The sequence below is a fragment of the Rhodoferax lacus genome (assembly GCF_003415675.1).
Taxonomy (GTDB): domain Bacteria; phylum Pseudomonadota; class Gammaproteobacteria; order Burkholderiales; family Burkholderiaceae_C; genus Allorhodoferax; species Allorhodoferax lacus.
The window spans coordinates 302,257-321,526 of sequence record NZ_QFZK01000001.1; the positions used below are offsets into that span (position 1 = coordinate 302,257).

Here is a 19,270-nt window from a genome sequence, read left to right on the forward strand (position 1 = left end):
GCCTAAGAAACTCCCATGGGACAAACCATCGCCTGGATACGCCGCTTCTCCTGGAGGGACGCGCTGGTGTCGGCACTGCCGGTGGCGCTGCTGCTGGCCGCAGCCGTATGGGCGGCCCTGCACTTTATCGACCCGGCGCCGCGCATGAACGTGGTGATTGCCACCGGCTCCGAGGACAGTGCCTACCTGGAGTTCGCCAAAAGCTATGCCAAACTGCTGGCCGAAGACGGTGTAACGCTGGACGTGCAGACCACCGGCGGCAGCATGGACAACATCAAACGCCTGCGCGACCCGGAAGACTCTGCGCGCGTGGCGTTTTTGCAGGACGGCCTGTCCGACACCGAAGAGAGCCGGGCCAGTGATTCCGACGTGGACCTGGTGTCCCTGGGCGCCGTGTCCTATGACCCGATCTGGATTTTCTACCGCAGCAAGACGGTGCAGACGCGCCTCTCGGCTTTGTTGGGCAAGCGCATTGGTGTGGGCAACAAGGGCACCGGCACCCAGGTGCTGGCCCTGCGCCTGCTCAAGGCCCATGGGATTGACGAGAGCAACAGCCGCCTGGTCTACACGGACCGTGCCCAGGCCCGGCAGCAGTTGCAGGACGGCACGCTGGATGCGGCATTTTTTATAGGCGCGCCGGAGTCACCGCTGGTGCGCGCCCTCGTCGCCTATCCGGGCATCCGGGTGATGAATCTGGACCAGGCCGAAGCCATTGCCCGTCAATTCCCCTATTTGCATCCACTGGTGCTGCCCCATGGCGCCATGGACCTGGCAGGCAACGTGCCCGTTCGCGACCTGCACCTGCTGGCCACCACCACCACGGTGGTGGTAACGCGCAACCTGCACCCGGCCATCGTGGCCCTGTTGATGAAGGCCTTGCAGACCACCCATGCCAATGCCGCCCTGCTGAACGCACCGCACACCTTCCCGGCGGCCAAGGACAGCGACTTTCCGCTGAGCAAGGATGCCGAGCATTTCTACCAGTCGGGCCCGCCGTTTTTGCAGCGCTACCTGCCGTTCTGGCTGGCCACGCTGGTGGACCGCGCCGCCCTGGCCATCATTCCGTTGCTGGCCATCATGGTGCCGGTGTTCCGTGCGGCGCCGGCGCTCTATGGCTGGCGTATCCGCAGGCGCATTTACCGCTGGTATGGCGAGCTCAAATACCTGGAAATCCAGGCCCAGTCGCAACAGCCGGACGCGTCCCGCGAAGACCTGCAGAAGCAGCTCGACAGCATCGAGAGCAAGGTCACCAACGCCGTCATACCACTGGCGTTTTCGGAGCACGCCTATGTGCTCAAGGAACACATCGACCTGGTGCGGCGCAAGTTCCGCTCGTAATGCCAGCGCTGGTGGCGATCGCGCGGTCCTAGGGCGCCTGCGTCCGCTGCTGCGCGGCACGCGTGCGGCGTGGCCGACGGGTGTCCAGGGACCTGGCCAGATTGTTCTCTACAGGCAATGGCTCGCCACACATCCAGGCGGCCAGCAGTTCGGCGCACAGGGCCGAGAAGCTCAGGCCCCTGGCCCCCATGCCGGCGCACAGCCACAGCGCAGGTTGCTCGGCCTCTTGCAGCGGACCGACCAGGGGCAGGCGGTCATGGGTGACGCATCGGCTGCCCTGCCAGGCCTGCACCTGCTGGCTGTCGAACTGGGGCCACACCGCCCGGGCCACGTCAGGCAAAAGGGTCTGCAATTTGTGGAAGTTGGCGGCATGCTCCTGCGGGATATCTGCATGTTCTTGCGCATCGCTGCGGAAGGTGGATCCGGCATACCAGTGCGGCCCCGATTCGGTGTGAATGCCCGAAGCCCAGCTGCCGTGGCCGTTCACGGGGAAGGTCGGCCATGCGCTGGTGTGGTCTGCGCCAGACCCTGCAACCGGCATGGGCCCATGGCTCAGTGTGCCGTGCAGCGATTGCAGGGCCCGCAGCTTGTCCAGCACATCGGGCACCCAGGAGAAGCCCGCAGCGCCTTTGGCCTGCAGCTGCTGGGCCGTGCGCAAAACCAGGTCCGCAGAACCAGAGGCATTGGCCAGCACCACGTGGTCGGCGCGCCCCAGCTCCAGGCCTCCTGCACTGCGCAGCAGCCATTGCGCGGACGCACGCTCCAGCGTGTGCACAGCCGCCTGCCCGTGGTAGCGGATGTGGGGGTGGTCCAGCCACTGTTGCACCAGCGGCGCCGGCTTGATCCATGCGGCATGCGGGTGCCACAGGCCGGGTGCGTCACCATAGTCCATGGGACGTGCCCAACCGGTAGTGGCGGGCAGGGTGCCGGTCTGGGAGAGCACCTCTGCCTCGTCCTCGGCCAGTCCGTCCGGTCCCAGGGTGCGTTCCAGCACGCCGCCGGGGTTCCAATCCTGTCCTTGCAGCAGCAGCTGACGGGCCTGTTGCAGCATCAGCCGCGTGCCCTGGCGCGAGAGGCGCGAACGCGGGCTGTCATCGGCCGAATGGTGCGGCACCACCAGGCCTATGGGCAGGCCGGACGCGCCGCCTGCCGGGTGCGGCTGCGCGTCATACACGTCTACCCGAAAGCCGCGCAGGGCCAAGGCCCGCGCCACGCTGGCCCCGGCGATGCCCGCGCCTATGACGGCGCAGCGGGGTGCGCGTTCGCGGCCTGGCGCAGCCGCATCGGCAGTCGCGCCAGCGCCAGCGCCAGCGCCTGCGCCCTTGCGCTCGGAGCGCAGTTGCCAGCGCGGGTTGTAGACGGCAAGCGGCAGGCCCTCGGCGTCGGGCGCGAACCCGGCGTCTGCCAGCAGTTCCGGGTTCGGGTGTGTGCCATGGGCAAACAGCACACCCGCCCCCCGTTTGCAGCAGCGCGCCAGGGCCTTGATCTGCCATTTGTCCCAGTCTTGTGCGCCTGCCAGCAGCACGGTGTCGGCCTGCATGTCCTGCTTGGCCAGCATGGCAGCTGGCGTGCCCACGCACAGCGTCAGTGACAGCGTGCCGCCGTCCAGCAGCAGGCGCTGAAAGCCGGGCTCCAGGTCATAGCACTGCGCCGCGAGGGCGCTTGCCAGGTCTTGAAAGAGACTATGGGGAGTGGCGCCAGTGAGCCCGGACGCCAGTGCCTGGGCCTCTGCCAGTGACAGGATGCCCACGCAATGCAGCACGCCGGGCTTGTGCGCATGGGCACGCCAGGTTTGCCACAGGTTCAGGAAGGTGTGGCCGCTGCCAAAGCCGGTATCGAGTACCGTCCAGCTGGCTTGGGATGACCAGGCTGCAGCAACCGACGCGAAAGAAAAACCGTGCACCGGCTGCAGGGCAGGCACGGTGGCAGGCATGGGGCGCGTGTTCAGGCGGCGGGCGGCACGTAGCCCTGGGCGGCGTCGGCGCCGTCACCAAAGAAATGGTTTTCCATCTGGCGGGCCAGGTACTGGCGGGCGCGCAAATCGGCCAGGTTGAGGCGGTTTTCGTTCACCAGCATGGTCTGGTGCTTGAGCCAGGCGGCCCAGGCTTCCTTGCTGACGCTTTCCCAGATGCGTTTGCCCAGTTCGCCGGGATAGGGCGCAAAGTCCAAGCCTTCGGCTTCCTTACCCAACTTGATGCATTGAACCATACGTGCCATGAATAACCTCTGTAAAAACAACTGGCCCAATCTTATTCGCTTTGGAATGCACCCACTGGCTACGGGTACTGGCAAATCGCAAACAGCAGGGTCGCAGCACTGCGTTAAAGTCGGGCAGCCATGGCGCCTACCACCTCCCGCTTTTCAGTTGCTGCGGCATTGCTGATTCTCTGCAATCTGACCCTGCCGGTCCATGCGCAGGTGCAGGCGCCAGCCACTGCACCGGCTGTTGGCAGTGGCAGCGCCAGCGCTGTCGGCTTCACCCTCCAGATCCAGGCACCGGACGATATACGCAACCTGCTGCAACGCCACCTGGAGCTGCAGCGCTACCAGGTTCTGGTGGACCTCAGCGATGCCGAGATACAGAGCCTGCTGGCAAGCGCAGAGCAGGACGCCACCGACCTGCTGGCCACGCTGGGCTACTTTTCTCCTGAGATTCACATCACGCTGCAGCGCCCGGGTGCCACGGCTGGCAGCACGGCAAGCGCCGGCAAGGTCGTGCAGATCGAGGTGCTGCCCGGCACACAGACCCGGGTGGGCGCCGTGCATCTGGTGCTGGAGGGCGCGGTGGCAGAGGACCCCCGGGCACAAGAGCAGCGCCAGTCGGTGCAGGACCTGTGGACCCTGGCCAGCGGCGAGCCGTTCTCGCAGGCTGCCTGGGACACGGCCAAGGAGCGGGCCCTGAAGCTTTTGCTGGCGCGCCGCTACCCGACAGCGCGTGTGCTGGACTCGCGCGCCGAGGTGCACCCCGAGGAGGCCCGCGTCGATCTGGATCTGCAGCTGGATTCCGGCCCGGCCTACCGCTATGGCAAGCTGGAGGTGGAGGGCAACCAGCGCTACGGCGCCGACCTGGTGCGGCGCTTTGCACGGCTGCAGAGCGGCGATGACTACGAGCTGTCGCAACTGGTGGAAGCGCAGCAGCGCCTGACCGACAGCGGCTACTACGACTCGGCCTTCCTGAACCTCGACTTGGGCGGCGACCCGGCCCAGGCCACGGTGCGTGCACAGGTGAAGGAGGCCAGCATGCAAAAGGCGGTGTTCGGCATAGGCGCCAGTACCGACAGCGGTGCGCGTATCAGCGCAGAACACACCTACAACCAGGTGCCCGGCATTGACTGGCGTGCCGTCAACAAGATCACCCTTGCGCGTGACAGCAAGACCTTTGCCAGCGACTGGACCTCCCAGCCCGGGGAAAGCCGCTGGCGCTGGGCGGCATCGGCCCTGTTCGGGCAGGACAAGGTGGCCGAGATTGATGTCAACACCCAGCGCTACCGGGTGGGCCGCTTCACCACCGAGGCCAGCTTCGACCAAAGCTACTTCCTGCAATACGAACGCACCGAAGCCGTCCTGCGCGAAATCGACCAGAGCACCACCAACCAGGCCTTCAGTGCCAACTATGCCTTTGCCTTGCGCCGCTTTGACAGCACGCCGTTTCCCAGCAGCGGCTGGGGCCTGGGAGGCGAGCTGGCAGCGGGCGCGGTGCTGGGGGCAGGGCAGGAGCCCTATACCCGCGTGCTGCTGCACGCCAGCACCTACCAGCCACTGGGCCAGACGCAGGCCAATCTGTTTGCGCGCCAGCATGCGGGGCGCATGCTGTACCGGGCGCAACTCGGCGGGGTGTTTGTGGACAACGCCGCCAATGTGCCCTTCAACCAGTTGTTCCTGACCGGTGGCGACACCACGGTGCGCGGCTACCAGTACCAGGAAATCGGCACCACCCATGACGGCATCCTGAGCGCCGAGAGCGGCCGCTATGTCGCCACCGGCAGCATCGAGTGGCAGCGCCCCATCGTGCGCAATGGCCTGATGACGGATTGGGAGAGTGCTGTCTTCATCGACACGGGTGCTGTGTCGAACCGGGTAGAGGAATTCAGCTTCAAGGTCGGCGTGGGTGTGGGGGCGCGCTGGAAAAGCCCCATAGGCCCGCTGCAGATTGACCTGGCCTATGGCGTGGCCACCGAGGCCTTGCGCCTGCACCTGAACGTGGGCTTTGTGTTTTGATGCAGCGATTGCGGCACTTTCGGCCCCTGTTTCACGCCTTGGGTGCGGGCCTGAGCCTGCTGCTGACAGCCATGGCGGTGACGCTGGTGGGCCTGGTGTTGGGCCTGTGGCTGTGGGTGCGGTCTGAAGGCTCCATGGAGCATGCCCTGCGCCTGGCTGGCGCGCTGTTGCCCACGGGCCAGAGCTTGCAGGCCAGCGATGTCAGCGGCAGCCTGCGTGATGGTGGCAAGTTGGCGCACCTGGCCTGGAAGCAGGGGGACCTGACCGTGGAGCTGCAGGGGGTGGAACTGGCTTGGGACTGGCACGGCCTGCTCGATGGCGCCTTGCGGGTGGGAACCCTGCACGCGCAGCGCCTGCACATTGAAGACCGCCGCCCGGCGTCCCAAAGCCCGATGGCCGAGCTGGTCTTGCCGCTGCAGATGGATGTGCAGTTTGCGGTGGACCATGTCGAGTGGGTGGGCCCCCCCGCGCTGCAACTTGAGAGCTTGCGGGGCCGCTACCGCTATGACGGCCAGACCCACTTCCTGCAGGATGCCAGCGTGCAGATGGCCGCAGGCAGCTACCAGGGGCAAGCGCAGCTGCAGGCGCGCAGCCCCATGGCGGCCTCGGTGCAGGTGCAGGGCACGGTGCAGACACCGGTAAAAATTCAACAAGCCCCGCTCAGCGTGGCCGCAGAGGCCACCGCCCAGGGCACCCTGATGGGCCCGCACGCGCAGCTCAAGGTGGACATGTCGCTGCAACCCGCAGGCGAGCACAAGACCCGGCCCTTGGGTGCCATGCAGGCCACGCTGCAGGCCCTGCTCAAACCTTCCGAGGCGCAGCCGCTTGCCAGCGCCCAGGCGCAATGGAGCGCGCTGGACTTGTCCACGCTGTGGCCGCAGGCACCGCAAACCCGCCTGTCGGGCCAGGCCCAGGTGGCGCCCGATGGCAAAGGGTGGCGGGCCGACGTGCTGCTGCAAAACGCCCTGGAGGGCACGCTGGACCACCAGCGACTGCCACTGCGTGCAGCCCATGCCAACGTGCTCTACCGCGATGGGCAGTGGATGCTGTCCGCGTTGCAGGCAGCTCTGGCAGGTGGCACCCTGCAGGCCCAGGGCAGCTATGGCGGGAGCCCCGCCACATGGTCGGCGCAAGGAAGCCTGCAGGGCATAGAGCCGGTGCGGATCGATTCACGCTGGCAGTTGCCCACCCTGCAGGGCACGGTGTCGGCAAAGCAGTCGCCACAGGGCATTGCGTTTGATACCCGGCTGAACACCCCGCTGAAGGGCACGGCGGCCGGGCAGGAAGCATCGCTGCAGGCCAAGGGCCACTGGAAGGCGCCTCTGTTGCAGCTCGACACGCTGGAGCTGCACACGCCGCAGGCCCAACTGGCAGGCCAGCTGCAAGTCGATACGCAAAGCTACGCCAGCGCCGCGCACCTGCGCGCCAGCATGCCGGGTGCTGCCTTTGAAGTGGATGGCCAGGCGGCAGCCGCGGCCGGGCAGGGCAGCAGTGCCCTGCACATCAGCGATGCCCATGCCCTGCTGCAGTGGCTGGCCACCTTGCCTCTGCCCGTCGTCTCCAGCCTCAGCACCAGCCTGGGCCCGCTGGAGGCACAGGGTGCAGCCGAACTGACTGCCCGCTGGTCTGGCGGCTGGCAGCACCTGGGTGCGGACATGCAGTGGAACGCTGCCCTGCAAAGCCAGCGCCTTGACATCCAGGAGCGTTACCTGTTGCGCGATCTGCAGCTCGACGTGGCCGGCACGCTGCGTTCCCTGGCGCTGCAGCTGCGCGGCAAGGCGCAGGCAGGGGCCACCCAGGTGGCGCTGGAGGCGCAATCGCACGTCGCCCAGGTAGGTGAGGGGCAGTGGCATGCCCTGCTGGACACGTTGCAGCTCAAGGCCAGCAACGCGTTGTATGCCAAGCCCTGGACCATGGACCTGCAGCAGCCTGTCGCCCTGGACTGGCGGCGCGGCGCGCTGCAACAGTCCTTCACCCTGGCCGATGGAGCGCTGCGCCTGGGCGGGCCTGCACCCGGTGTGGCCACCATCCAGTGGCAGCCTGTGCAATGGACGCACCAGGGCGCAGCCGGCAATGCCAGCCCCTCGCGCTGGAGTACCCGCGGACAACTGCAGGGCCTGCCCCTGGCCTGGCTGGAGCTGCTGGGCCAGACCCAGTTGGCCAACCTGGGCCTGCGCGGTGACCTGCTGTTTGGCGGCCAGTGGGATGCCAGTGGTGGTGAGGCCTTGCGCGTGCGGGCCAGCCTGCGGCGCAGCAGCGGCGACTTGCAGCTATTGGCAGGCGAGCAGGCTGGCGGTGCCCTGCCAGCAGGCCTGCGCGATGCGCATGTGGACCTGGAGATCGACAACGACGCGCTGCGGGCCAATCTGGTGTGGGCCAGTGATGCCGGCGGCAATGCCCAGGCCGACTTTTCTACCCGGCTGCAAACCGTGGCCGGCAGCACCCGCTGGGCGCCAGATGCGCCACTGCAGGCCAAGGTGCATGCCAGCCTGCCCAAGGTGGGCGCCTGGTCACTGGTGGCACCCGTGGGCTGGCGCATACAGGGCACGCTGGATGCGGATGCCACGCTTGGCGGCACCCGTGCCAACCCGGCCTGGAAGGGCAGTGTGGAGGCGCGGGACATGTCGGTGCGCTCGGTGGTGGATGGCCTGGACTTCAGCCAGGGCACCATGCGCCTGGCCATCAACGGCCAGCACCTGGAGATTGCCGAGCTGACCCTGCTGGGCGCGGGCGGCGCGGCCGGTGGGCGGCTGCAAATCAGCGGCTCTGCCGACTGGCTGCCCGGCACGGCCACACCGGCGGCCAAGCGCCTGCGCATGGCGCTGGAGGCCAAGGCACAAAGCTTTCGGGTCAGCGCCAGGCCCGACCAGCGCCTGGTGGTGTCCGGCAACCTGAGCGCCCAGCTCAACCAGGCCAAGCTGCTGGTGCGCGGTGCGCTGGTGGCCGACCAGGCCCTGTTTGTGCTGCCCGACGACTCCACCCCCAAGCTGGGTGCGGATGTGGTGGTGGTGCGCAAGCTGCCAGCCGGCAAGACCAAGCCACTGCCCGCGGCCCCTGCGCCCCGGCTGGCAAGCACCGTGGTGCCGGACATCAGCATCACCCTGGATCCGGGCTCCAACTTCCAGCTGCAGGGCCACGGCATCAACACCCGCCTGGCTGGGCTGGTCACCCTCAAAGCCGAAGGCCTGAACGCCACACCCCGCTTGGTGGGCGAGCTGCATACCGTGAGCGGAACCTACCGCGCCTATGGCCAGAACCTCAATATCGAAGAGGGCACGCTGCGCTTCAGCGGTGCCTATGACAACCCGGCGCTCAACATCCGCGCCCTGCGCCCCAACCTGCAGCAGGAGGTGGGCGTGCAGATCAGCGGCACGGCGCAGCTGCCGGTGGTGCGCCTGTACTCCGACCCGGAACTGTCGGACGCCGACAAGCTGTCCTGGCTGGTGCTGGGCCATGCGTCGACTGCCGGTGGAGCCGAGACGGCCATGCTGCAGCAAGCCGCCCTGGCCCTGCTGTCGGGCAACGGCAAGACGCCCACGGAAGGCCTGATCAACGCCTTTGGCCTGGACGAGGTGTCCCTGGGCCAGACTGCCACCACCAATCTGGATGGCAGCACCGGTACGCAAGCTACGGTCAAGCTGGGCAAGCGCATCTCGCGCGACTTCTATGTGGCCTATGAGCGCAGCCTGGCGGGTACGCTGGGCACCCTGTATATTTTTTACGACCTGTCGCGCCGCTTCACCCTGCGTGCGGAGTCTGGCGCCCAGAGCGCGGTTGACCTGATCTTTACCACGCGTTTTGACTAGGGTCTGCGGCCCTGCACCCGGCATGGTGGAAAATGCCGGCATTGACTACATACAACCTACTGAGCCCGCATGTTCACCTTTCTCCTGGAAAACTTTGACTACGCGCCGCGCCGCGTGATGGGCCTGCTGGCCCTGGTCTGTGCCGCCATGCTGGCCTTCGGCATGTACCTGCAGCATGTGATCGGCCTGGAGCCTTGTCCCATGTGCATCGTGCAACGCTATGCCGATTTTCTGGTGCTGTTCTTCGCGATGGTGGTGGCGGCTACCAGCAAGCGGGTGCTGCAGTTGGGTGCGACTTTCGGTGTATTGCTGTTTGCCGGCGGCGGTGCCTTTGTGGCTGCGCGCCAGAGCTGGCTGCAGTGGTATCCGCCCGAGGTGGTGTCCTGTGGGCGTGACCTGTACGGCATGATCGAGACCTTCCCGCTCAAGCGCGTCTTCCCCATGGTCTTCAAGGGCAGCGGCGACTGCGCCAAGGTCGACTGGACCTTTCTGGGCGGGTCGATTGCCAACTGGTCGTTTGTCTGGTTCAGCTTTGCGGCTGTGGTGGCTTTGGTATTGCTGGTGCGTCAGGCGCGGCGCTAGACCGTATTTAGTTTGCTGCTGGGGCGTCCATCACCAGCCGGATGCCCACCAGCGTGTAGCGCGTCTGTGGCGAGTTCCAGTTGCGGTAGCTGGAGCGCGCATACAGGCTCCAGGTGTGCCACGAGCCGCCACGACGCACGTAGACATTGCCATCCTCCGGGCCCCGGGGGTCGTCCACCGGTGAATGGGCGTAATAGTCCTCACCATACAAATCCTGCGTCCATTCCCAGGCATTGCCGTGCATGTCGTACAGGCCAAAGGCGTTCGGTGCGAAGCTGGCCACGGGCGCGGTGAAGGCATAGCCATCGTTGCCAGGCAATGCGTTGGCGGCGAACTGCGGCCAGTAGGGCTTGGCCGCTTCGTCAAAGGTGTTGGCCACTGCCAGCAGGCATGTCGGGTCATCGCCGCAGTGGTAGCGCGTGCGGGTGCCTGCGCGGGCGGCATATTCCCACTCAGCCTCGGTGGGAAGGCGGTAGCTGCGCCCTTCTTTTTTGCTGAGCCACGCAGCCATTGCCTGTGCGTCGCCCCAGGTCACGTTGACCACCGGGTGTGCGTCGGTCTGGGCAAAGCCGGGGTTCTGCCAGCTGTAGCGCACATCACGCCCCTCAAAGGCATCGCCGCGTGCGCTCTTGGAGGCGTCGTACTGGGCGTTGTAGCCATAGCCACCGGTGCCGTCCGCTATCGACTCGGGCACATAGCCCGACAGCTGCACGAACTGGCGGAACTGGCCCACGGTGACTTCGGTGGCGGCCATGTAAAAGGGTTGGGTGATACGCACCGCGTGGGCTGGTGCTTCGTCGCTCAGGTTGTCCAGCCGGTAGTTTTCGGCCAGGGGATAGGCCTTGTGCAGCGATTCCACGGGCTCTTCGCTGCCCATCACAAAGGTTCCGGCCGGTAGGGCCACCATGGACATGCCCAGGGTGTTGGCAAACGCCCGGGGGGCGCTGCCGGGTAGTGAAGTACACGCACTTGCCATCAGGCAAAGGCCTAGTGCGAAGATCCGTTTGATGTTCATGGGTGCCCCTGGTATTGGTATCGGGGGCAGGCCTGGGCCCCAAGCAGTTTCGCGCTGTCTCAGGCTGTCAGTTTCTTCACCAGCACCTGGCTCTTGCGGTCCCAGTTGTACTTGCGCTTGCGCGCCTCGGGCAGCCATTCCGGGTCCACCTGCACAAAGCCGCGTTTGATGAACCAGTGCATGGTGCGGGTGGTCAGCACAAAAATGCTGTCCAGCCCGGCCGCCTTGGCGCGCTGTTCCACCCGCTTCAACACACGCTCGCCATCACCCTGGCCCTGCACATCGGGCGAGACCGTGAGCGCAGCCATCTCGGCCGTCTTGGCTTCGGGGTAGGGATACAAAGCGGCGCAGGCGAAGATCACGCCGTCGTGCTCGATGATGGTGTAGTTGCCCACGTCGCGCTCGATCTCGGTGCGGCTGCGCTTGACCAGGGTGCCGTCTTTCTCGAAGGGCTCGATCAGCTGCAGAATGCCGCCCACGTCATCGCTGGAGGCCTCTCGCAGCTCTTCCAGCTTTTCATCCACCACCATGGTGCCTATGCCGTCGTGCACATAGACTTCGAGCAGGATGGCGCCGTCCACCGAATACGGAATGATGTGGCTGCGCTCCACGCCGCTCTTGCAGGCCTTCACACAGTGCTGCAGGTAAAAGGCCACGTCGCTGGGCTGGTTGGCAGCGGGCAGGGCGGTCAGCAGCTTTTCGGCTGCGGCCAAAGGCAGCTCGGTGTCGATGGGGTTGTCTTCGCTGGCGGCCTCTTGCGGGCGCATGCGGATGCCGGGCACCTCGGTCAGGAAAATCAGTTTGTCGGCCTGCAGGGCAATGGCCACCGAGGTGGCCACCTCTTCCATGGCCAGGTTGAAGGCGTCGCCCGTGGGGGAAAAGCCAAAGGGCGACAGAAGCACCATGGCGCCCATGTCCAGTGTCTTGGTAATACCTGCAATATCCACCTTGCGCACCACGCCGCTGTGCTGGAAGTCCACCCCGTCCACAATGCCCACGGGCCGTGCGGTCAAAAAGTTGCCCGACATCACGCGCACCGTGGAGTCGGCCATGGGCGTGTTGGGCAGGCCCTGGCTGAAGGCCGCTTCGATCTCGTAGCGCAATTGGCCTGCGGCCTCTTGCGCCGAGTCCAGTGCCACCTCATCGGTGATGCGGATGCCGTGCGAGTATTTGGGTTCATGGCCCTTGGCCTTGAGCTGCTCGGCCACCTGCGGCCGAAAGCCGTGCACCAGCACAATCTTCACGCCCATGCTCTGGATCATGGCCAGGTCCTGCGCCAGGCTTTGCAGCTTGCCCGCAGCAATGGCCTCGCCCGCAATGCCCACCACAAAGGTCTGGTTGCGGAACTTGTGGATGTAAGGCGCCACCGAGCGGAACCAGGGCACAAAGGTGAAGTTGAAGACGGAGGTCATGGGTGGGGAGGGCGGCAATTGATGGGCAGTAAAACGCTAATGTAACGAAGGACCGATTGCGTAGCGGACCAAAGTTGGAGTCCGGTGGCAGTGGCCGGCTCAAAAACTTCCAGGTTCGGCTGGGTTTGGGCTGGATATAGCAGGCACTGGCTGGCATTGTCTGCACCGGCGAGACCTACAAACAGGTAGTCAAGCTGACCTTCACGAAGGGCGCGGCCCTGCCAGACCCGGCGCGGCTCTTCAATGTCAGCCTGGATGGCAACGCCCGCCGCGCCATCGATATCCGTGAGGGCGAGGTGCTGGATGCAGACGCCTTCAAGGCCTTGGTGCAGGCGGCCGTGGCCTTGAATCTCCAAGCAGCGGCCAAGAAGCCTCAGAAGCAGGGACAGCCTTGAGCACAGGGATAATCACCGGGTGAACGCACCCTTTTCCCCTTCCCCCGCCGTCCCCCTGCATATCGAGTTCCCCGAGTCCCTGCCCGTGTCGGGCAAGCGCGAAGAGATCATGGCCGCCATGCAGCAGCACCAGGTCATCATCGTCTGCGGCGAGACCGGCTCGGGCAAGACCACGCAGCTGCCCAAGATCGCCCTGGCCATGGGACGGGGCAAACTCAATTACCCCACGACCCTGCCGGACGGCCGACCGGCGCCGCGCGGCAAACTGATTGGCCACACCCAGCCGCGGCGGATTGCTGCGAGCTCCGTGGCCAAGCGCATTGCCGAAGAGCTCAAGACGCCGCTGGGCGAGGTGGTGGGCTTCAAGGTGCGATTTCAGGATCGCCTCTCCAAGGACGCCTCGGTCAAGCTGATGACGGACGGCATCTTGCTGGCCGAGACGCAGACCGACCCGCTGCTGACCGCCTACGACACCATCATCATCGACGAGGCACACGAGCGCAGCCTGAACATCGACTTCCTGCTGGGCTATTTGCGCCAGATCCTGCCGCGCCGCCCGGATTTGAAAATCGTTGTCACCTCGGCCACGATTGATGCGGACCGCTTTGCGCGGCACTTCGCGTCCAAGAACGGACCGGCCCCCGTCATCCTCGTGTCCGGGCGCATGTTCCCGGTGGAGCAGCGTTACCGGCCCTTTGAAGAGTCGCGTGAATACGATCTGAACAGCGCGATAGCAGATGGTGTCGATGAGCTTTGGCGCGATGCCCACAATGCCGGTGACATCCTGGTCTTCCTGCCCGGCGAGCGCGAAATCCGTGAGGCGGCTGACCACCTGCGCCGCCACCTGAGCCACCAGCCCCTGATGCGCAATGCTGAGGTGCTGCCCCTGTTTGCCCGCCTGTCCCCGGCCGAGCAGGACCGCATCTTCGAGGGCCACCACGGGCGGCGCATTGTGCTGGCCACCAACGTGGCCGAAACCTCGCTCACCGTGCCGGGCATCCGCTATGTGATCGATGCCGGCACCGCCCGCGTGAAGCGCTACAGCTTCAGAAGCAAGGTGGAGCAGCTGCTGGTGGAGCCCATCAGCCAGGCGGCGGCCAACCAGCGCGCCGGGCGCTGCGGCCGCGTGGCCAACGGCATCTGCATACGCCTGTACGACGAAAAGGAGTTTGCCGGGCGCGAGCGCTTTACCGATCCGGAAATTCTGCGTTCCTCGCTGGCCGGGGTGATTCTGCGCATGAAGTCGCTGCACCTGGGCGTGGTGGAAGATTTTCCGTTTATTGACATGCCTTCGGGCCGCGCCATTGCCGACGGATACCAACTGCTCAACGAGCTGGGCGCGGTGGACGACGGCAACGAAATCACGCCCCTGGGCCAGGAGCTCTCGCGCCTGCCGCTGGACCCGCGCGTGGGCCGCATGATTCTGGAGGCGCGCACGCGCAGCGCGCTCGACGAGGTGCTGGTGATTGCCTCGGCGCTGAGCGTGCAAGACGTGCGCGACCGCCCCATGGACGCGCAACAGCAGGCCGACCAGCAGCACGCCAAGTTTGACGATGAAAAAAGCGAGTTCAGCGGCTACCTGAAGCTGTGGAAGTGGATACACGACGCGCGCGGCGAGCGCCACCCCACGGGTGCTACCGGCGTGGTTGGCCAGCACAAGGTAACCAACCGGCAGTACGAGCAGTTGCTGCGCCAGAACTTCGTCAACATGCGTCGCGTGCGTGAGTGGAAAGACATCCACACCCAGTTGCACACGGTGGTGGCGGAGCACAAGTGGCGCTTGAATACCGCGCCCGCAAGCTACGAGCAGTTGCACCTGTCCATGCTGTCGGGCCTCTTGGGCAATGTGGGCTGCAAGCTGGAGACCGATGGCGCTTCCGGCGAGTACCTGGGCGCACGCAGCATCAAGTTTTACCCGCACCCCGGCGCGCATTTGGTGAAGAAGCCGGGCCGCTGGATTGTGGCCGCCGAGCTGGTGGAGACCACGCGCCTGTTCGGCCGCGGCATTGCGGCCATCGAGCCACAGTGGCTGGAGCAGGTGGGCGGCCATCTGCTGAAGAAGCAGCTGCTGGACCCGCACTGGGAAAAAAAGGCTGCCGAGGTGGTGGCCCTGGAGCGGGCCACGCTCTACGGCATCGTGGTCTACAGTGGCCGCAAGGTGAACTACGGCCGCGTGGACCTGGTGGGCGCGCGCGAAATTTTTATCCGCGAAGCGCTGGTGAACAACCAGTGGGAGACGCCGCTGCCTTTCCTGGCCGCCAATGAAAAATTGATCAAGCAGGTGGAAGACCTGGAGCACAAGGCGCGCCGCCAGGACGTGCTGGTGGATGACGAGCTGATCTACGCCTTTTACGACCAGCAGCTCCCCGCCGACGTATGCAGCGGTTACAGCTTCGAGAACTGGTACCGCGAAGAATCCAAAAAGCCGCAATACAACCCGCAGCACGCGGGCGGACGGCGTGAGAGCACGCTGCTACGCCTGACCCGCGAGGAGCTGATGCGCCACGAGGCCGCAGGCATCACTACTGCCTCCTTCCCCAAGACCATCCGGCTGGGTGGTGTGGACTGCGCGGCCACCTACCTGCACCAACCCGGCGACGCCCACGACGGCCTGACCGTGACCGTGCCGCTGTTTGTGCTGAACCAGGCCAGTGAAGAGCGTTGCGAATGGCTGGTGCCCGGCATGCTGCGCGAGAAGGTGCAAGCCCTCATCAAGACGCTGCACCAGCGCCCACGCTCGCGCCTGGTGCCGCTGCCCGATACTGCGGCCAAGTTCGCCGAGGTGCTGAACGCGCCCGAGCGGTTTGGTGCGGGGTCCTTGCTGGATGCAGTGCTGAAGCTGGTGCGCGATGCCACCGCCGTGGACGTCGCTAAAGCCGACATCAAGGTGGACATGCTCAGCCCCCACTTCTTCATGAACTTCCGCGTGGTGGACGAGCACGGCCGCGTGCTGGGCCAGGGCCGCAACCTGGGTGCCTTGAAGGCCGAGTGGGGCAAGCAGGCGCGCGGGGCGTTTCAGGCGCTGGCCAATTTGAAGCTGGGCGAGGGGGCCAAGCCGCCTGCCGAGCAAGCGCCAGTGGCCGTGGCCCAAGCAACGTCTGCAGGCGCAAAACCTGCCCTCAGCAAAGCGACAACGCCACCCGTGGCCAGCGACAAACGCCACACCGCCTGGACTTTTGGCGAGCTGCCCGAGCTGCTGGAAATCCGCAAGGGCGGCCAGACGCTGATTGGCTTTCCTGCCCTGATCGACGCGGGCGATGCCGTCACCGTGGAAGTGTTTGACGAGCCCGAAACCGCCAACGCCAAACACCGCGCCGGCCTGCGCCGCCTGTTTGCGCTGCAGATCAAGGACGCGCTCAAGTACCTGGAAAAGAACATCCCTGACCTGCAGAAAATGGCCGTGACCTTCATGCAGGTCGGCAAGACCGAAGGCAAGGACAGCGCCACCTCCGGCGGCACGATCGAAGAACTGCGCGAGCAGATCATCGCGTTGGCACTGGACCGCGCCTTTCTGATCGAGCCTTTGCCCACCGACGAATTCGCCTTCAAGAAGCGGGTAGAAGAGGGCCGTGGCCGCCTCACGCTGATTGCCAGCGAAGTGGCCCGCATGGCCGGCATCATCCTGCTGGAATACGCCGCAGCCGCGCGCAAGATCAAGGACAGCAAAGCCGCGGGCGAGGCCGCCGTGGATGCGGCCCAGCAACTGCAGCGCCTGATGCCTAAACGCTTTTTGCACGCCGCCCCCTGGGATCGGCTGCAGCACCTGGCGCGCTACCTGAAAGCCATCACCCTGCGCCTGGACAAATACCGCGCCGACCCGGCCCGCGACGCTACGCGTCTGGCCGAGCTGCGACCGCTGGAGCAGCGCTACTGGCGCCTGGTGGCCGAACGCAAGGGAGTGGTGGATGAGCGCATGCTGGAGTTCCGCTGGCTGCTCGAAGAACTGCGCGTGAGCTTCTTCGCGCAGGAGCTGCGCACACCGCAGCCGGTGAGCGTGAAGCGGCTGGACAAGGCCTGGGCGCAGCTTACTTAGTTGCAGCTCAGACCTTGGTCTGAAAGGAATGCGACACCGGTCCACCCAAAACGCGGCTTTGTGGCCTCGCAGAAATGCCTGCCGCCCCGTAGCATCGAGCCATCGATTGACAGCCCTGTCGCCTTGCTTCAAGGCAGGGGCCTATCGAGAGTGCTGGCGGCCATGGGGGCCGTAAGCGGCTGGTTTCAAATCTTCAAAGGGATGTGCAATGAAAGTTCAAACAGGTATCAAGGCGGGAAGTCATGGCGTGGAGGGTGTTCGCAGTCACCCCCGGCCGGTAGGCAAGGGCGCTTGAGTACTGGCGGAGTTCCGCCGGTTCTAGAGTTTTTGAAGGCGCTGCAGAGCACTCTGCAGCGTCTGGTCCTGCTTGGCAAAGCAGAAGCGCACCACGCGCTGGTCAAAGCCGTTGCCGTAAAAGGCGGATAGCGGAATGGCCGCCACGCCGATCTCGCGGGTGAGCCATTGGCAAAAGTCTGCTTCGCCCAGGTCGCTCACTTCCGAGATGTCCACGCACTGAAAATAGCTGCCTTCGCTGGGCAGCAGCTTCAAGCGCGTCTTCGCAAGGCCTGTGCGAAACAGGTCGCGCTTGCGCTGGTAAAACGCGGGCAACTCCAGATAAGGCGCCGGGTTTGCCATGTACTGGGCCAACCCGTATTGCACCGGGGTGTTGACGGTGAACACATTGAACTGGTGCACCTTGCGGAACTCGGCCATCAGGAAGGCCGGGGCTGCCACATAGCCAATCTTCCAGCCGGTCACATGGTAGGTCTTGCCAAAGCTGCTGACGATGAAGGCGCGTGCCGCCAGACCGTCAAAGCGCGCGGCGCTCTGGTGCTGTTGCCCGTCAAACACCATGTGTTCGTAGACCTCGTCGCTGATCAGCAGCACGTCGGTGGGTGCCAGCATGTTCTGCAGTGCCTGCATGTCGGCGTCGCTCCAGACCGTGGCACTGGGGTTGTGCGGCGAGTTGATGATGATGGCGCGGGTGCGCGGCGTCATGGCAGCCGCTATTTTGGCGAAGTCCGGACGGAACGTTCCCGGCGTGAGCGGCACGCGCACCGCCACGCCACCGGCCAGCTCGATATTGGGCACATAGCTGTCGTAGCAGGGCTCCAGCACGATCACTTCATCGCCCGCGCGCACGATAGCCAGGATGGCGGTGATGATGCCCTGCGTGGCTCCGGCGGTGATGGTGATCTCGGTGTCGGCGTTGTACTGTCGCTGGTGCAGGGCCACGATTTTGTGGCAAATAGCCTGGCGCAGCACCGGCACGCCCACCATGGGCGGGTACTGGTTGTGGCCGGCCTGCATGGCCTGGGTCACGGCATCCACCAGGGCCGGGTCGCAGGCAAAGTCCGGAAAGCCCTGGCCCAGGTTCACGGCCTTGTGCTCGGCGGCCAGTGCCGACATCACCGTGAAGATGGTGGTGCCTATGCTGTCCAGGCAGGGCTTGGAGCTGAAGGCGGGCTGGCGGCCTGCGCTGGTGGAGGCTTCCATGGTCAGAGCTCGTAGTCGTTTACGTGGCCGGTCATGGCCTTGATGATGAGGTCGCGGCTCAGGCGGTTGCTGAGCAGTTCCGCAAAGGTGTAGACAAAGTTGCGCAGGTAGGCGCTGCGCTTGAAGGCCACGCGCGTGATGTTGTTGCCAAACAGATGGCCAGCGGGCTTGGCCACCAGGCCGCCTTTGCCGCCGTTGTTGGCGCAGTCGTCCAGCACGTCCTGCACCGCCATTTCAGCGGCAATGCCTATACCCAGCCCCAGGCGCACATAGGTCTTGATCACGTCCGAATCAATGGCCTCAAGCGCAATGCGCGGCTCCAGGTGGGCATGCGCAAAGGCCAGGTCGATCTTGGTGCGGCCGGTGAAGGACGGGTGGTAGGTGATCAGCGGTTCCTTGGACACGTCTTCCAGGGTGATGCGGTCCTTCCTGGCCAGGGGATGGTCCACCGGCAGCACCAGCATGTGCTGCCATTCGTAGCAGGGCAGGGTGACCAGCTCGGCAAAGTCGGCCAGTGACTCGGTGGCTATGCCGATCTCGGCCACATCGTCTATCAGCATGCGCGCCACCTGGCCCGGTGCGCCCTGGTGCATGCTGATGTTGACCTTGGGGTAGGCTGCGCGCAGGGCCGCCACTTTCTCCGGCAGCACGTAGCGGGCCTGGGTGTGGGTGGTGGCAATGGAGAGGGTGCCGCTGTCCTGGGTGCTGTACTGCTCGCCGATGCGCTTGAGGTTGCCCACCTCGCCCATGATCAGCTCGATGCTTTTGAGCACATGCATGCCCGGCTCGGTAATGCGCTTGAGGCGTTTGCCGTGGCGCGCAAAAATCTCGATGCCCAGCTCCTCTTCCAGTTCGATGATGGCCTTGGAGACGCCCGGCTGCGAGGTATGCAGCGCCTTGGCCGCCTCGGTCAGGTTCAGGTTGCGGCGAGCGGCTTCCTGGACAAAGCGGAATTGGTGGAGATTCATAAATGG

Annotated in this window: 11 protein-coding genes and 1 pseudogene; 6 read left to right on the forward strand and 6 right to left on the reverse strand. The window is 65.4% G+C overall.

The window, feature by feature from the left end; all coding sequences use genetic code 11:
- Nucleotides 1-15: 15 nt before the first annotated feature.
- Nucleotides 16-1,338: a TAXI family TRAP transporter solute-binding subunit gene (locus tag DIC66_RS01430; RefSeq protein ID WP_117173313.1), complete on the forward strand. Its 1,323-nt coding sequence runs from the start codon at nucleotides 16-18 to the stop codon at nucleotides 1,336-1,338.
- A gap of 28 nt (nucleotides 1,339-1,366) precedes the next feature.
- Here the strand turns inward: DIC66_RS01430 and DIC66_RS01435 are convergent, their stop codons facing one another.
- Both DIC66_RS01435 and DIC66_RS01440 read right to left on the reverse strand, forming a co-directional pair.
- Complete coding sequence (locus DIC66_RS01435) at nucleotides 1,367-3,271, reverse strand: FAD-dependent oxidoreductase (protein ID WP_117173315.1); 1,905 nt, start codon at nucleotides 3,269-3,271, stop codon at nucleotides 1,367-1,369.
- An 11-nt stretch (nucleotides 3,272-3,282) separates the two neighbouring features.
- Complete coding sequence (locus DIC66_RS01440; protein WP_117173318.1) at nucleotides 3,283-3,555, reverse strand: oxidative damage protection protein; 273 nt, start codon at nucleotides 3,553-3,555, stop codon at nucleotides 3,283-3,285.
- 120 nt (nucleotides 3,556-3,675) lie between these two features.
- On the opposite strand from DIC66_RS01440, the gene DIC66_RS01445 reads away from it, so the two are divergent.
- The 3 genes from DIC66_RS01445 to DIC66_RS01455 all read left to right on the forward strand — a co-directional run bounded on the left by DIC66_RS01445 (nucleotide 3,676) and on the right by DIC66_RS01455 (nucleotide 9,944).
- A complete protein-coding gene (locus DIC66_RS01445) occupies nucleotides 3,676-5,556 on the forward strand; it encodes an autotransporter assembly complex protein TamA (protein ID WP_147321218.1) in 1,881 nt (626 codons plus the stop codon).
- Nucleotides 5,556-9,362 (forward strand): translocation/assembly module TamB domain-containing protein, encoded by a 3,807-nt coding sequence (locus tag DIC66_RS01450; RefSeq protein WP_117173322.1) that lies wholly within the window; start codon nucleotides 5,556-5,558, stop codon nucleotides 9,360-9,362. Before DIC66_RS01445 ends, DIC66_RS01450 begins: the two co-directional genes overlap by 1 nt.
- A gap of 69 nt (nucleotides 9,363-9,431) precedes the next feature.
- Nucleotides 9,432-9,944: a disulfide bond formation protein B gene (locus tag DIC66_RS01455; protein WP_117173324.1), complete on the forward strand. Its 513-nt coding sequence runs from the start codon at nucleotides 9,432-9,434 to the stop codon at nucleotides 9,942-9,944.
- A gap of 7 nt (nucleotides 9,945-9,951) precedes the next feature.
- Here the strand turns inward: DIC66_RS01455 and DIC66_RS01460 are convergent, their stop codons facing one another.
- Both DIC66_RS01460 and argA read right to left on the reverse strand, forming a co-directional pair.
- The gene (locus tag DIC66_RS01460) at nucleotides 9,952-10,959 is read right to left on the reverse strand and encodes a formylglycine-generating enzyme family protein (protein WP_117173326.1); all 1,008 of its coding nucleotides are present in this window, start codon (nucleotides 10,957-10,959) and stop codon (nucleotides 9,952-9,954) included.
- A 59-nt stretch (nucleotides 10,960-11,018) separates the two neighbouring features.
- The gene (gene argA / locus DIC66_RS01465; protein WP_117173328.1) at nucleotides 11,019-12,371 is read right to left on the reverse strand and encodes an amino-acid N-acetyltransferase; all 1,353 of its coding nucleotides are present in this window, start codon (nucleotides 12,369-12,371) and stop codon (nucleotides 11,019-11,021) included.
- A gap of 152 nt (nucleotides 12,372-12,523) precedes the next feature.
- Between argA and DIC66_RS01470 the strand changes: the two are divergent.
- Both DIC66_RS01470 and hrpA read left to right on the forward strand, forming a co-directional pair.
- Nucleotides 12,524-12,766: pseudogene (locus DIC66_RS01470) on the forward strand (DUF1801 domain-containing protein); the annotation flags it as partial.
- Nucleotides 12,767-12,875: 109 nt separating this feature from the next.
- On the forward strand, nucleotides 12,876-16,799 hold the full coding sequence (hrpA, locus tag DIC66_RS01475) for an ATP-dependent RNA helicase HrpA (RefSeq protein WP_420820475.1): 3,924 nt from the start codon (nucleotides 12,876-12,878) through the stop codon (nucleotides 16,797-16,799).
- Nucleotides 16,800-17,117: 318 nt separating this feature from the next.
- Here hrpA and DIC66_RS01480 read toward each other — a convergent pair whose 3' ends face one another.
- Together DIC66_RS01480 and DIC66_RS01485 are read right to left on the reverse strand one after the other, a co-directional pair.
- Entirely contained in the window at nucleotides 17,118-18,296 is a 1,179-nt protein-coding gene (locus tag DIC66_RS01480; protein WP_117173334.1) for a pyridoxal phosphate-dependent aminotransferase, read from the reverse strand.
- 2 nt (nucleotides 18,297-18,298) lie between these two features.
- Complete coding sequence (locus tag DIC66_RS01485; protein ID WP_117173336.1) at nucleotides 18,299-19,264, reverse strand: CysB family HTH-type transcriptional regulator; 966 nt, start codon at nucleotides 19,262-19,264, stop codon at nucleotides 18,299-18,301.
- Between the last annotated feature and the right edge of the window lie 6 nt (nucleotides 19,265-19,270).

What these genes read in the sequence shown, in the direction of transcription:
- DIC66_RS01440 (WP_117173318.1), bottom strand. Translation starts at nt 3,555, where the DNA reads ATGGCACGTATGGTTCAATGCATCAAGTTGGGTAAGGAAGCCGAAGGC.
- DIC66_RS01430 (WP_117173313.1), top strand. Translation starts at nt 16, where the DNA reads ATGGGACAAACCATCGCCTGGATACGCCGCTTCTCCTGGAGGGACGCG.
- DIC66_RS01460 (WP_117173326.1), bottom strand. Translation starts at nt 10,959, where the DNA reads ATGAACATCAAACGGATCTTCGCACTAGGCCTTTGCCTGATGGCAAGT.
- DIC66_RS01480 (WP_117173334.1), bottom strand. Translation starts at nt 18,296, where the DNA reads ATGGAAGCCTCCACCAGCGCAGGCCGCCAGCCCGCCTTCAGCTCCAAG.
- DIC66_RS01445 (WP_147321218.1), top strand. Translation starts at nt 3,676, where the DNA reads ATGGCGCCTACCACCTCCCGCTTTTCAGTTGCTGCGGCATTGCTGATT.
- DIC66_RS01455 (WP_117173324.1), top strand. Translation starts at nt 9,432, where the DNA reads ATGTTCACCTTTCTCCTGGAAAACTTTGACTACGCGCCGCGCCGCGTG.
- hrpA (WP_420820475.1), top strand. Translation starts at nt 12,876, where the DNA reads ATGGCCGCCATGCAGCAGCACCAGGTCATCATCGTCTGCGGCGAGACC.
- DIC66_RS01435 (WP_117173315.1), bottom strand. Translation starts at nt 3,271, where the DNA reads ATGCCTGCCACCGTGCCTGCCCTGCAGCCGGTGCACGGTTTTTCTTTC.
- DIC66_RS01485 (WP_117173336.1), bottom strand. Translation starts at nt 19,264, where the DNA reads ATGAATCTCCACCAATTCCGCTTTGTCCAGGAAGCCGCTCGCCGCAAC.
- argA (WP_117173328.1), bottom strand. Translation starts at nt 12,371, where the DNA reads ATGACCTCCGTCTTCAACTTCACCTTTGTGCCCTGGTTCCGCTCGGTG.
- DIC66_RS01450 (WP_117173322.1), top strand. Translation starts at nt 5,556, where the DNA reads ATGCAGCGATTGCGGCACTTTCGGCCCCTGTTTCACGCCTTGGGTGCG.